The organism is Mesorhizobium sp. M8A.F.Ca.ET.021.01.1.1 (assembly GCF_003998025.1).
Taxonomy (GTDB): Bacteria; Pseudomonadota; Alphaproteobacteria; order Rhizobiales; family Rhizobiaceae; genus Mesorhizobium.
Map to the genome: position 1 here is coordinate 1 of NZ_RZSJ01000102.1, position 13648 is coordinate 13648.

A 13648-nucleotide genomic window follows, 5' to 3' on the forward strand; every position below is an offset into this window, starting at 1 on the left:
GAAATGCTCGCAGAACATCCAGAAGCGCGTGCCTTTCAGCGGGCCGATAACCGGACCCATGAAGGTCTTGTAGTAGAAGCCGGCCGACAGGATCTTGCCGCCGAGCTGGTTGACGGCATGGATGTCCCAGGTGAGCGAGGGGAAACGGTTCTGGCTGACGGCGATCAGCCCGTCATGGATCTCGACCATGGTCGCCGGGATGTTGGGCTCGCGCACTTCGCCCTTCAGCACCGTTACCAGCGCGTTGGGCTCCTCGACGCCCGCGCTCAGCAGGCCGCGCGGCCGATGGTATTTGAAGGAACGTCCGAACAGCGTGACGCCATTGGCCAGCAGCGCGGACGCCAGCGTGTCGCCGCCATGCCCGGTATAGGCAACGCCGTCGAAAGTGAAGCGGATCGTCTTCAGCCGGTCTATGCGGCCGCCGGTGTCGGTGCGGCGCGGGCTCATGGCTTGTCCTCCGCCTTGCGGCGCGCGGCCGAGCTGTGATCGCCGCGCACGAAGGCGACACTGGAAATCTCATGCGTCAGCGTGTTGCGCACAACCCTCAGATGCGCCCGGCAGCCGCCGGAATGCTGCCAGATCTCGTTGTGGTCGCCGGCCGGATTCAGCCGGTCGTAGACATAGGCGTTCCAGGCCTCGAAATTCTGCGAGGCGGGGTCGGGACGCTCGCGGTTGCCGTCGCCCTGATAGGTGAACTCGATGACGTCGCGCGGGCCGCAGTAGGGGCAAGTGATCAGCACGGAATGTTCCTAATGAAGCCGCGGGTTCGCGCCCTGACCCTTGTCGTCGATCACCAGGCCGCGATGAAAGCGGTCGAGCGTGAAAGGGGCGTTGAAATCGTGCGGCTGGTCCTTGGCGATGGTCCAGGCAAAGCACCAGCCGGAAGCCGGCGTCGCCTTGAAGCCGCCATAGCACCAGCCGCAATTGAGATACATGCCGGGCAGGGGGCCGATGGTGATGATCGGCGAGCCATCCATCGACATGTCGCAGACGCCGCCCCAGGAGCGCAGCATGCGCACGCGGGCAAGGCCTGGGAAAAGCGCCAGCATCTCGCTCATCACCTCGTCGACGATGGGCAGATTGCCGCGCTGGGCGTAGCTGTTGTAGCCGTCGATGTCGCCGCCATAGACAAGGCCGCCCTTGTCGGACTGCGACATGTAGAAATGGCCCATGCCGAAGGTCACGACGGTGTCGATGAAAGGTTTCAGCGATTCGGTGACGAAGGCCTGCAGCACATGGCTTTCGATCGGCATCGTCTCGACGCCGGCCAGTTGCATGACGCGGCCGGTGCTGCCGGCCACCGCGACCGCCACTTTCTTGGCCCTGATATCGCCACGCGAGGTGGTGACGCCGGTGATGCGGTCGCCGTCGCGCAGAAAGCCGGTGACCTCGCAATTCTCGATGATGTCGACGCCGCGGCGGTCGGCGCCGCGCGCATAGCCCCAGGCAACCGCATCGTGCCGGGCGGTGCCGGCGCGCCGCTGCATCAGGCCGCCAACCACGGGAAAGCGTGCATCATCGGAGATATCGAGCGCCGGGATCAGGCGCTTGATCTCGGCTGGCGTCATCAATTCCGCGTCGACGCCGAGATGGCGCATGGCGTTGCCGCGCCTCGCGTAGTCGTCGAACTGAGCCGGCGTGTGCGCCAGGTTCAGGCAGCCGCGCTGCGAGAACATGACGTTGTAATTGAGCTCGTGCGACAGGCCCTCCCAAAGCTTCATCGAATGCTCGTAGAAGCGGGTATTGGCCGGCAGCAGATAGTTCGAGCGCACGGCCGTGGTGTTGCGGCCGACATTGCCGGATCCCAGCCAGCCTTTCTCCAGTACCGCGACATTGGTGATGCCGTGTTCCTTGGCCAGATAGTAGGCGGTCGCCAGGCCGTGACCGCCGCCGCCGATGATGATGACGTCGTAGGAGGCCTTCGGATCCGGCTTGCGCCAGGCCGGCTTCCAGTCCTTGTTTCCCTTGAGCGCGTTCGCGAGCAGCGAAAGGGCCGAGTACTCTGCCATGTGTAAGGTGTCCGTTGCGGGCGATGCGGCAGACTATAGAGCAGGCCGCATCGGCAAAGCCAATATTGCGCCATGGCCTTTCGACTGGCCGACGCCTCGATGCGACGGCTTGCCCCATGATGGCCGTCTTTATCAAGGACAGGCTTTTTTTGAATTGCCTTTGCGCTCCGTGAGTCGCCAACAGATCATGCTTTTTCGATTGCTTCGCCTCATCCTGATCCTCGCGCTTGTCGTTTCGGCGCCGCCTTCGTTTGAGGCGATGGCGCAAGCGCTCGGCCAGGGCGCCGCCGGATTGGTTACCGATCAGCAGAAGGTCATCCAGGGCCTGACAGCCAAAACCGATGATCTCGAGAAGAAATTACAGCAGGACGGTGAGGACGATGCCTCGCTCGTGGATATCCGTCTGCAACTGGAGGATCTGTCGCGGTCGGCACTCACCAGTGCGCTGGCATTCCGTTCGCGCCTCACCGACATCAACAATCGCATCGAGGTGCTGGGCCCGCCGCCGGCGGCAGGCCAGCCGCAGGAGCCCGACATAGTGACCGGCGAACGCCAGGCGCTGGCGTCGGAGAAGGCCGAGATCAACGCGGTCGTCGCCAGCGCACAGAACCTGTCGATCCGCATCAGCGGGCTGATCGACAAGATCGGCAACATGCGCAGCGCGCTGTTCCGCAATCTGTTGACCAAGCGCTACGTACTCTCGGACGCCTTGAGCCCGCAGGTGTTTTCCGATGCGCGCGACGAGTTCGGCAATTTCTACAAGGCGGTGTCGTCCTGGCTGAGCTTCGCCATCAAGTTCAAGTTCCAGGCCATCCTGGCGGCAACCTTCGTGGCGCTCGGCCTGGCGCTGGTGCTTCTGGTCGGCGGGCGGCGCCTGTTCGGGCGGGTGTTCGAGGCCGACCCCAGCAATGAGGATCCATCCTATCTCAGCCGTCTTTCGGTGGCCTTCTGGTCGACCTTGCTGCCGACGCTGGCGGTTGCCGCGTTTCTCGGCTCGACTATCTTCTTTTTCAACTATTACAACGTCTTGCGCGGCGATATTGGGCTTTTCCTCAATGCGTTGGCCACCGTCATCGGCGTGGTGTTTTGCGTCAACCGGCTGACCAACGCGGCACTCGAGCCGCGTTTGCCCAACTGGCGTCTCATCCCCGTCGAAACCGGGCCGGCGCGCTGGCTGGTCCGCCTGACCACCGCCATGGCCGTGGTCATCAGCTTCAACACCTTCCTGTCGATCGTGAACGACAAGATGGGGTCGCCGCTGTCGCTGACCATCGCGCGCAGTTTCGTCGCCACCATCATCGTCGGCGTCATCCTGATCCTGATGGCGATGCTGAGGCCCTTCAAGGCGCGTGACGGAAGCTGGCGCCCATGGCCGGCATGGCTGCGCTACACCTCGCTCGGGCTCGGGCTTTTCACCATCATCGCGGCGCTGCTCGGTTATATCGGCCTTGCGCTGTTCGTATCGCTGCAGGTCGTGGTCACCGGCACCGCGCTGATAACAGCCTATATCGGCTTCCTGTCGGCGCGCGAGATCGGCGAGGAGGGCGCTTTCGCCAACACGTCGGTCGGGCGCTGGCTGTCGGCCAATTCCAGCTACGAGGACACCGCACTCGACCAGCTCGGCCTTGTCGTCAGCATCGCCATCAACCTGATGATCGTGCTGGTGTTCCTGCCGCTGATCCTCTTGATGTGGGGCTTCCAGCCCGGCGATATCGAGGCGTGGGCATATAAGCTCGCAACCGGCATCAATATCGGTTCGGTGACGATTTCGGTCACCGGCATCCTGTCGGGCATCGTCGTCTTCGTCATAGGCTATTTCCTGACGCGCTGGTTCCAGGGCTGGCTCGACGGCTCGGTCATGGCGCGCGGCAAGGTCGACACCGGGGTGCGCAACTCGATCCGGCTGGCGGTCGGCTATGCCGGCGTCGCCTTGGCGGCGCTGGTCGGCATCTCGGCCGCCGGTATCGACCTCTCCAGCCTGGCGCTGGTCGCCGGTGCTCTCTCCCTCGGTATCGGCTTTGGCCTGCAGAATGTGGTGTCTAATTTCGTCTCCGGCCTGATCCTTTTGGCCGAGCGTCCTTTCAAGGTCGGCGACTGGATCGTGGCCGGCGACGTCAGCGGCACGGTCAAGAAGATCAGCGTGCGCGCCACGGAGATCGAGACCTTCCAGCGGCAGTCGGTGATCCTGCCCAATTCCAACCTGATCAACAACGCCGTCGGCAACTGGACGCACCGCAACAAGCTCGGCCGCATCGACATCAAGGTCGGCGTCGCCTATGGCAGCGACGTCAAGCAGGTCCACGCCGTGCTGCTGGATATCGCGCGCAGCCATCCGCTGGTGTTGAAGAATCCCGAGCCTTTCGTGCTGTTTTCCAATTTCGGACCCGCCGCGCTCGAATTCGAGATTCGTGTGTTCCTGGCCGATGTGATGAACGGCAACATCGTGCAGAACGACGTCCGCTTCACCGTGCTGGAGAAGTTCGACGACCAGCACATCGAAATCCCTTCCACGCCGCGCGCGGTCGTCGAGGCCAAGAAGCACCAGGCTTGGCCAACCGATGACGACAAGATCGAGGCCGATTTCGCGGAGCAGGAAGAGGCCAAGGCGCAAGCCGAGGCGGAGTCGAAAAAGCTGCCGAAGCCGCGCAAGTCCAAGAAGCCCGATCCGGACTAGGCCCGGGATCCGGCCTGCCGGGCGGCGCCCGTCGCTGCCTTTCGGCTCATTTCGTGCCGGGCGGCCAGGTTAACGAGGTGGGCAAAGCCAAAGCCAATTGCGGCATGAATGCGGCATTCAGTTGCGGTTCAGCTTTCATCTCATATAAGCTCCCATGCAAAGGCGAAAATGCCTTGTGAAATGCAACAGAGGCGGTGGGAACACCGATACTGCAAATGTGGAAGTCTCTCGTCGCTGCCGTGGCCTTGCTCGCCGTGAGCGGCTCGGCCCATGCCGCCAGCGCGGTCAACAAGGACGCCGAGACCCGCACGCTGGTCGTGACCGAGGGCGGCAGCAAGACCGAGCTTGCCCTGGCCGGCGGTGAAACCGTCGAGTTCTGCCAGAACGGCTGCTTCGTCACCTTGCCGAACGGTGACCTCGAAGCCCTGACCGGTTCGGAAACCATCGAGATTTCCGGCGGCGTCGCCCGCATCAAGTAATCTCCGTGGCATGGTTGGAAAGGCCGGGCATTTGTCCGGCCTTTTATCGTTTCCGGTAGCTGTTGCTTAACAGTGACGCCTGAAATACCGCCGCGGCAGCCGTCTGCAACCGTACGTTTTAACGTTCGCTAGGCGATCCCCCGCTATACCACTGTCCAAGACGCCGAAATACGGCGCTCAACGGGTTCCGGTTTCCGGATCATATGCTGGCAGGGCAGGACGGGCATGGACGCGCGGTCGGACAGGAACGCAATACCGCTTGCGGTCGATCTCGACGGCACGCTGATCGCGACCGACCTGTTGTGGGAAGGACTGTTCATCCTCCTCAAGAAGAACCCGCTCTATCTTTTCCTGGTGCCTTTCTGGGCGGCCGGGGGACCGGCGCGGCTGAAGCAGGCGATCGCCCAGCGCGTGGACATCGACCCCGCCACGCTGCCCTATCGGGCGCCGTTGCTCGACCGGCTCCGCACCGAGCACGCCGAAGGCCGCAAGCTCGTGCTGGCCACCGGCACGCCGCGCAAGTTCGCCGACGCCATTGCCGTCCATCTCGGCATCTTCGACCGGGTGCTGGCCACCGACGGCCTCGACAATCTCACTTCGGGCAAGAAGCGCGCCTCGCTCCTCGCGGCCTATGGCGATGCCGGTTTCGACTATGCCGGCAACAGCCGCCATGACCTCCAGGTCTTCGACGCGGCGCGCAGCGCGATCGTGGTGGCGCCGGACCGTCATGCCGCACGCTGGCAGGCGGCGCATGGCGCCGAAACGATGCCGGCTCCGAAGCCGACATTGCCGACCATCATCAAGATGCTGCGCGTCCACCAATGGCTGAAGAATTCGCTGATCGCCGTGCCGATGATGCTGTCGCACGAATATTTCAACTCCAACATGATCTGGGAATGCCTGCTGGCGTTCGTCTCGTTCAGCGCCGTTGCCTCGGCGATCTATATCCTCAACGACTTCTTCGACCTTGCGCTCGACCGCAAGCACGTCACCAAGCGCAACAGGCCGTTCGCCAGCGGCGCGCTCTCGATCCCGTTCGGCCTTGGCGCGATCGCGGTGCTGCTGGCGATCGGCGTCGGCACCGGCTGCCTTCTGCCGATCGAATTCCTCGGGGTGCTCGGTGGCTATATGGTCGTTACGACCGCCTATTCGCTGTCGTTCAAGCGCATGCTTCTGGTCGACGTGCTGACGCTTGCCGGGCTCTATACGATCCGTGTGCTGGCGGGCGCGGCCGCCACAGGCGTCGACGTCTCGTTCTGGCTGCTCGCCTTCTCGATCTTCTTCTTCCTGTCGCTGGCGCTGGTGAAGCGCTTCGTCGAATTGCGCACCACCGCCATTCCGCCAGGCGAACGCATTGCCGGCCGCGGCTATCGCACCGAAGACCAGGAGATCGTCGCCCAGGCCGGCATGGCTTCGGCCTTCTCCTCGGCGCTGGTGCTGGCGCTCTACATGGACAGCGTCGCGGTGCGCGAACTTTATCCGCATCCCTGGCTGATCTGGCCGCTGGCGCCGATCGTGCTCTACCTCACCATGCGCGTCTGGATCCTGGCGCGCCGCGACGAAATGCACGATGACCCGGTCGTCTTCATCATACGCGACTGGCGTAGCCAGATCGTGGTAGCGATCGGCGCGGTGCTGCTGGTCATCGGGGGCTGGTAGGCATGGCCGAACGCTTCCAGAGCTTTGGCCTTGCCACGCCGCCTGCGGCAAGGGCGATGCATGCCGATGACGCCATTGCACTGCTGAAAGGCGGCCAGGCCAGGCAAGCATCGTTGCTTGCCTATGGCAATGGCCGGTCCTATGGCGATTCCTGCCAGAACCAGGCCGGCACGGTCATCGACATGCGGTCCCTGAACCGCATTCGCGGCTTCAACGCCGAGAGCGGCCTGCTCGAAGCGGATGCCGGTGTGCCGCTCGCGGATGTCATTGCACATGCCGCGCCTCACGGTTTCTTTCCGGCGGTGGTCCCCGGCACACAATTCGTCACGCTCGGCGGCGCCATCGCCAACGATGTCCATGGCAAGAACCATCACCGGCGCGGCACGTTCGGTTGCCATGTGGAAAGCTTCACCCTGCTGCGGTCGGACGGGCGTAGCTATCGCTGCTCGGCGACCGACAATCCGCGTCTGTTTCGGGCGACCATCGGGGGCATGGGCCTCACGGGCCTGATCCTGTCGGCCTCGATCCGGCTGATGCGGGTTCCGTCGCTCGACATCATCGAAAAGACGGCGCGGTTTCGCGAACTCGGCGAATATTTCGACCTTGCCGAAGCAGCGGACCAGGCCAACGAATATGCCGTCGCCTGGATCGACCAACTTGCCGGTGGCCGCGACAGCGGACGGGGCTTGCTGTTTACCGGCAACCACGCCGAGCATGGGTCGCACGCGGCCGCGCGTGCAAACGGGAAATTCTCGGTGCCGTTCCAGCCGCCCTTCAACGTGCTCAGCCGGCCGTTCCTGACCGCGTTCAACGCTGCCTACAGGTGGAAAAAACGCCCGGCTACCGTGCCGCGCCAGGTCGAATACCAGGGCTTTTTCTTCCCACTCGACGGTTTGCACGACTGGAACAGGCTCTATGGCCCGAAGGGGCTGTTCCAGCATCAAAGCGTGGTCCCGGAAGAGGCGGCGCGCGCGATCGTGCCGGCATTGCTGACGGCTGCCCGCCAGGCCAGGCAGGGGTCCTTCCTCACCGTCCTGAAGCGCTTCGGCGGAGTCCGCTCGCCGGCACTGCTGTCGTTCCCGAGGCCGGGCTACACGCTGACGCTGGACTTCCCCAACAGGGGAGCGGCGACGCTTGCCCTGCTCGGCGAGCTCGACCGCATGACCATCGCGGCCGGCGGGGCGGTCAACCCTTACAAGGATGCACGCATGTCGGCTGCGACCTTCAGCGCTTCGTTCCCCGACTGGCCGAGACTGGAAGCGTTGCGCGATCCCGCCTTCATGTCCGATTTCTGGGCGCGTACGGCCGGGAGCATCGACCACAGGCGCCGCGGCGCCGAGGCGGCCGAATAGATAAAATTGGAATTAATCATGGTTTCTGAGCGCTTAACGGCAAGATTTACTCAAAACAGTTTCGTGAGTTCACGAAATCTTTTCAGGTTTGTATTACCTGATATTGCGGGGGTGGCGGGTTGAAATGAAATATATCGTCTTCATTCTCTTTACGGTCATGACCAATGCCGCCGCGCAGCTTATGCTGAAGCAAGGCATGATGTCGCTCGGACCGATTTCGTTCGAGGGCACCAATCCGCTGATCAAGCTGTTGCAGATCGTCTTCAGCCCCTGGGTCTTCCTTGGCCTGTGCACCTTCGTCATTTCGATGGTCTCGCACCTCTATGTGCTTTCCAAAGTCGAACTCTCCTTTGCCTATCCGTTTCTCAGCCTGGCTTACGTCGCCGTCGCGATCTTCGCCTATTTCGTGTTCCGCGAGGATCTCAACGGCTGGCGCATCGCCGGCATCGCCTGCATCTGCGTCGGCACGGTGCTGATCGCGCAAAGTGGGCGAGGGCATGAGGAGCAGAGCGCGTCCATCACCTCCGACAAGATACAGGCAAACGAGATCGTTCGATGAGACATGTGATTTTCGGCGGTGACGGCTTCGTCGGCCGCCACCTTGCGCCGAAGCTTGTGGCCGATGGTGAGGAAGTCGTCGTCGTCGACATCGCCAAGAGCGACCTTGCGCATTACCGCAATGTCCGCTTCATCAAGTGCGACGTCACCGACCCGGGCTCGGTTGCCGCGGTCGGGCTGAAAGCCGACGACATGGTCTACAATTTGTCGGCCAAGATGCTGTCGCCGATCCAGGTGCGTGCCAAGCGGCACGATTTCTTCTTTCCGGTCAACGTCCACGGTACCGAGCACATCATGCAGGCCATGGACAAGGCTGGCGCGCCGAAGCTTGTCCACTACACGACCGACATGATCTACGGCCACACGGTCACCCAGCCGATGACCGAGGAGCATCCGGTCGCGCCGCTCGGCGAATATGGCTGGTCGAAGCAGAAGACCGAGGAACTGGCCGCCGAATGGCGCAGGCGCGGCATGTCGATCTCGCTGTTTCGTCCGCGCCTGATCATCGGACCCGGCCGGCTCGGCATCCTGGAAAAGCTGTTCAAGCTGATCGACTGGAGTTTTCCGGTGCCGATGATCGGTTCGGGCCGCAACCCTTATCAATTCATCTCGGTGTTCGACTGCGCCGAGGCCGCACGCGCGGCCTGGAAGGCCGGTGTGCCCAACGAGGCCTATAATCTCGGCTCGCTCAACCCGCCGCCGGTGAGAAAATTGCTCGGTGACCTGATCCGGCATGCCGGCTCGAAGTCGATCCTGCTGCCTACGCCCGGCTGGGCGGTCAAGCGCACGCTCGACCTGCTCGATCTCATCAACCTGCCGATCATGGATCCCGAGCAATATCTGATCGCCGACGAGGAATGCGTGCTCGACGTATCCAAGGCCGAGCGCCAGCTCGGCTGGGTGCCGCAATACCGCGACGAGGACATGCTGATCGCCGCCTACAGCGAATACCGCGCCAAGAAGGCAGGTCCCGCTGTCGCCACCAAACATGTGCCCGGCGAATAGCGGCCTGCCAACACAGCTTATTGCGCACGACGCTGGTCGGAGCGCTGACAGGAGATTGAAATGACCGTCATGGCCAAGCCGGAGCAGACGAATACGCGCACCCTGGTCAGCGCGCCGACGCTGTCGCCCGCCACCATCGCCAAGCCCGACCTGATCAGCGTCGAGCAGGCCAAGGCGATGGATGTCGCAGGGATGACCGACCTGTTCAAGGCGCATCTCAACCCGGGCCAGCTGCATTTCATGAAGTTGCTCGGCTTCCACAAGATCAAGATCGAGCGTGCCGAGGGCATGTTCTACATCGACCAGAACGGCCGCAAGATCCTCGATTTCTTCGGCGGCTTCGGTTCGTTGGCCTTCGGCCACAACCATCCGCGCATTCTGGAAGTCCGCAAAAAATTCCAGGAGGAAAAGCGGCAGGAAATCGCCATCGCCTTCATGTCGCAATATGCGGCCGCGTTGGCGCACAACATCGCCAAATGCTCGCCTGGCGATCTCGATATGGTGTTCCTCGGCTCGTCCGGCTCGGAAGCGATGGAAGCGGCGGTGAAGCTCGCCGAGCGCGCCGCCGGTCCGAAGCGGCCGAAGATCGTCTATGCCGAGAATTCCTTCCACGGCAAGACCAAGGGTGTGCTGGGCATCACCGACGGCCAGCTCTATCGCGCCGACTTCAAGATGGCCGACAACACGGTGCGCATTCCCTTCGCCGATATCGAAGCCGTGGAGCGCCTGTTCCGCTCCGATCCGGAAGTCGGCGTCATCGTGCTGGAAACCATCCAGGGCGGCGGCGGCATCATCCAGGCGCCGACTGAATACTGGCAAAAGCTGCGGGCGCTGTGCGACCAGTATGGCGTGCTGTGGGTCGCCGACGAAGTCCAGTGCGGCTATGGCCGCTCGGGCCGCTTCTATGCCTTCGAGCATTACGGCGTCGTGCCTGACGTGACGGCATTGGCCAAGTCGCTTGGCGCCGGCAAGGCAGCGGTCGGCGCGATGATTGCGCGCCGCGAAATCTACATGAAGGCCTATGGCACGCCGAAGACGGCGATGATCCATGCCATGGCCACCTTCGGTGGCATGGGCGAGGCGTGCGCCACCGCGATCGAGGGCATCAACGTGCTCTACGACGAGGGGCTGATCGACAATGCCGCCGTTACCGGCGATTACCTGCTGCAGCGCCTGCAGGCGCTCAGGGAAAAATACCCCAAGATCATCAAGGACGTGCGCGGCAAGGGTTTCATGATTGGCCTGGAGTTCCACGACTTCTCGCAGACCTTGCCTATGGTACTGCGCCCCATCGTCAGCGTGCTCGACGACAAGCTGAAGGGCTCGCTGTCCGGCTTCGTCGGCGCGCTGTTGTTGCGCGACTATGACGTGCTCGTCGCCTTCACCGAATACAACCGCAACGTCATCCGGCTGGAGCCGCCGCTGATCTGCCAGCGCGAGCATGTCGACCGCTTCGTCGACGCCTTCGACAGCCTTTTGTCGCGCGGCATCGTGGCGATCGTTAAGGATTTCGTCAAAAGCCAAGTCCGTTAACGAGGTTCGCTGAACACTGTCATGCTGACCAAGTCGCCCTCTGCAAAGAATCCACTCGACCGGCTCGTCGAGGCCGGCCTGGCGTGGGGTGAGGGAACTTATGCGCGGCTGGCGGCTCCGATCGGCGCCGCGGCTTTCGCGCTCTATATCCTTCTGACGGCGTTCACGGCCTGGGTGATGCCCGACGCCAACTGGGACATGCTGCCCTATCTCGCCATATCGGAGGAGAGCACCTACCCCGATGCGCAAGCGCTGCATGACTATACCTACGACACCGTCAAATCGGGTGTCTCGGCCGGCGACTACAAGGCGCTGACCGACGATGGCGGCGGCTTCCGCAGCCACATGGCGCAGAACGCCGCCGACTTCCATTCGCTGCTCGGCATGTACCGGATCAAGTTCCTCTATGCCGAAATCCTGTCGACGCTGAGCGGGGTGATGTCACCGGTCGAGGCGATGCGTCTGGTGCAGGTGTTTTCGGCACTGCTGTTCGGCGCGATCACGCTGCTCTGGCTGCGTTCGCAAAACGCATTGGCCCTGGCGCCGGTGGTCGGCGCGGTGCTGATCATGGCCGATTTCGGCGATGCGGCGCGCGCCTCGACGCCGGATCTGCTCACCTCGGCGCTGCTGCTCGGCGGGCTCTACGCCTACGTCAGAGGCCGCGAGGCGGCGACGGCGATCCTGCTCTTTCCCGCCTTCATGGTGCGACCGGACAATATTGTTTTCCTTGCTGTTTTCGCTGTGCTGCTGGTCGTCTTCCGGCAGCAGGCATGGGGCGCGCTGGCCGGCTTTGCCGCGTCCTTAATTGCCTATTTCGCCATTTCGCACTGGGCCCATCATCCCGGCTGGTGGCCGCATCTTTGGTTCTCCAGCATCGAACAGCACTACAATATGGACGGGTTCGAGCCGGCCTTCTCGGTCATCGCCTATCTCAGGGCGTTCGCCACGTCGCTGCTGCGCGCCGTCAACCTGAACAGTTGGATCGGCGTTTCGGTGCTGGCGCTGGCCGGCTGGTATGCGGCGAGCCGTGCCGGCTTCAAGCTCGATCGCCGCGCCGGTATCCTGTTCGCGGCGCTGGTGCTCGGCGCGCTAGCCAAATTCACCGTCTTTCCGATCCACGATACGCGCATCTATTTCCCGCATCTGATCCCGCCATTCCTGCTGCTGGCACCGCCCTTCATGGAACTGTGGGCGGCGGTCGCCCGTGGCCAGCATCGCGCCGCCTTGCACGTCATTCCCGGAGACAAATCATGAGTTCGGTTTCCAGCCTGGCGCGCATTGCCCTGTCGCTTGGCCTTCCCGCCGGCCTGCTCGATCGCGGGCCGTCACTGCGCGGCACCAAATTCCTGGTCAAGGCGGCGCTGAGGGCGCATTTCGGTGTTGGCGGCCGGCCATTCCAGATGGTCAATGTCGGCGCCTGCGATGGCGCGCTGTTCGATGACGTGACGCCCTGGCTGCACCGCATCCCAAGGGCCCGCGCCGTGCTGGTCGAGCCGATCCCGTACAATCAGAAGCGGCTACGCGCCAACTATCCAGATACGGAGCGCTTCATCATCGAGCCTGTGGCGGTGACCAGGACCAAGGGCACCATCACCGTCCACACTTTCGATGCCGCTGCCCTGGAGGCCGGCACGCTGCCGATCGAGTTCATCGGTTGCTCGTCGGTGACCGACACCAATTTGATGTCGGGCAAGAACGCCTGGGGCGAGGCCGATGCCAACTTCAACAAGTTCGCGCCGCATCTGAAAGACATCGAGGTGCCGTCGGAGACCTTGCAGACATTGCTCGACCGCAACGGCGTCAGCCATATCGACGCCTTCCTCGTCGATTGCGAAGGCGCCGACTGGATCGTCTTCGAACAGCTCGACCTCAAGCGCTACCGTCCCGGCATGATCAAGATCGAGGTCGGTGCGCTGCCCGCCCTGGAAATCGGCCAGGTCGTGGTCAAGCTGAAGACCGCCGGCTACCAGGTCGGCTTCCAGGCCGAGGACGTCTGGGCGTTTGCCTGACGGTAGCTGTTTTTCCTGAGCCACGACGGGTCGCGCCGCATCCGTGGCGTGTCGCAAACAGGCGGTAGCGCAGTGCCCGCCGCCTGCATATTGTGCGCCGATCAAACGGGCGCCGACGCCGCCCGCAACAGCACTTGGAGTCGCGGGCAATGGCAGAATTTCCGAAAAAGGCGAAGGTCGTCATCATTGGCCTCGGCGGCATTGTCGGTGCATCGATCGCTCATCATCTGATCGAACGCGGCTGGGACGACATTGTCGGCATCGACAAGTCGGGCATCCCGACCGATATCGGCTCGACCGCGCATGCGTCGGACTTCTGCTACACCACCAGCCACGATTTCCTGTCCTGCTGGACGACGCTCTATTCGAT

The 13648-nt window shown here is 63.0% G+C and carries 13 protein-coding genes; 10 read left to right on the top strand and 3 right to left on the bottom strand.

The genetic code is table 11. The features are described from left to right. The 3 genes from EOA36_RS11080 to EOA36_RS11090 all read right to left on the bottom strand — a co-directional run. On the bottom strand, positions 1 to 447 hold a 447-nt coding region (locus tag EOA36_RS11080), incomplete at its 3' end, for a 2Fe-2S iron-sulfur cluster-binding protein (RefSeq protein ID WP_189553173.1). Continuing rightward, positions 444 to 740: a sarcosine oxidase subunit delta gene (locus EOA36_RS11085; RefSeq protein WP_027145874.1), complete on the bottom strand. Its 297-nt coding sequence runs from the start codon at positions 738 to 740 to the stop codon at positions 444 to 446. The genes EOA36_RS11085 and EOA36_RS11080, both read right to left, overlap by 4 nt. 9 nt (positions 741 to 749) lie before the next feature. Then, positions 750 to 2009, bottom strand: a complete 1260-nt coding sequence (locus tag EOA36_RS11090; RefSeq protein ID WP_127277679.1) for a sarcosine oxidase subunit beta — start codon at positions 2007 to 2009, stop codon at positions 750 to 752. 187 nt (positions 2010 to 2196) lie between these two features. Here EOA36_RS11090 and EOA36_RS11095 point away from each other — a divergent pair, with 187 nt between their 5' ends. From EOA36_RS11095 to EOA36_RS11140, 10 genes are all read left to right on the top strand, one after another. After that, positions 2197 to 4683 (top strand): mechanosensitive ion channel family protein, encoded by a 2487-nt coding sequence (locus tag EOA36_RS11095; RefSeq protein WP_127277680.1) that lies wholly within the window; start codon positions 2197 to 2199, stop codon positions 4681 to 4683. A gap of 215 nt (positions 4684 to 4898) precedes the next feature. Continuing rightward, the gene (locus EOA36_RS11100; protein ID WP_127277681.1) at positions 4899 to 5162 is read left to right on the top strand and encodes a hypothetical protein; all 264 of its coding nucleotides are present in this window, start codon (positions 4899 to 4901) and stop codon (positions 5160 to 5162) included. A 225-nt stretch (positions 5163 to 5387) separates the two neighbouring features. Next, positions 5388 to 6821, top strand: a complete 1434-nt coding sequence (locus EOA36_RS11105; RefSeq protein WP_127277682.1) for a UbiA family prenyltransferase — start codon at positions 5388 to 5390, stop codon at positions 6819 to 6821. A gap of 2 nt (positions 6822 to 6823) precedes the next feature. After that, on the top strand, positions 6824 to 8173 hold the full coding sequence (locus EOA36_RS11110; RefSeq protein ID WP_127277683.1) for an FAD-binding oxidoreductase: 1350 nt from the start codon (positions 6824 to 6826) through the stop codon (positions 8171 to 8173). Positions 8174 to 8297: 124 nt separating this feature from the next. Continuing rightward, a complete protein-coding gene (locus EOA36_RS11115) occupies positions 8298 to 8732 on the top strand; it encodes an EamA family transporter (RefSeq protein ID WP_127277684.1) in 435 nt (144 codons plus the stop codon). After that, positions 8729 to 9736, top strand: coding sequence for an NAD(P)-dependent oxidoreductase (locus tag EOA36_RS11120; RefSeq protein ID WP_127277685.1), 1008 nt, complete (start codon positions 8729 to 8731; stop codon positions 9734 to 9736). The genes EOA36_RS11115 and EOA36_RS11120 overlap by 4 nt, the downstream gene beginning before the upstream one ends. Positions 9737 to 9805: 69 nt before the next feature. Beyond that, the gene (locus tag EOA36_RS11125) at positions 9806 to 11269 is read left to right on the top strand and encodes an aspartate aminotransferase family protein (RefSeq protein ID WP_189522139.1); all 1464 of its coding nucleotides are present in this window, start codon (positions 9806 to 9808) and stop codon (positions 11267 to 11269) included. A 21-nt stretch (positions 11270 to 11290) separates the two neighbouring features. Next, the gene (locus EOA36_RS11130) at positions 11291 to 12523 is read left to right on the top strand and encodes a hypothetical protein (RefSeq protein ID WP_127277687.1); all 1233 of its coding nucleotides are present in this window, start codon (positions 11291 to 11293) and stop codon (positions 12521 to 12523) included. Next, entirely contained in the window at positions 12520 to 13278 is a 759-nt protein-coding gene (locus EOA36_RS11135) for an FkbM family methyltransferase (protein ID WP_127277688.1), read from the top strand. Before EOA36_RS11130 ends, EOA36_RS11135 begins: the two co-directional genes overlap by 4 nt. A gap of 149 nt (positions 13279 to 13427) precedes the next feature. Further along, on the top strand, positions 13428 to 13648 hold a 221-nt coding region (locus EOA36_RS11140; protein WP_145969146.1), incomplete at its 3' end, for an FAD-dependent oxidoreductase.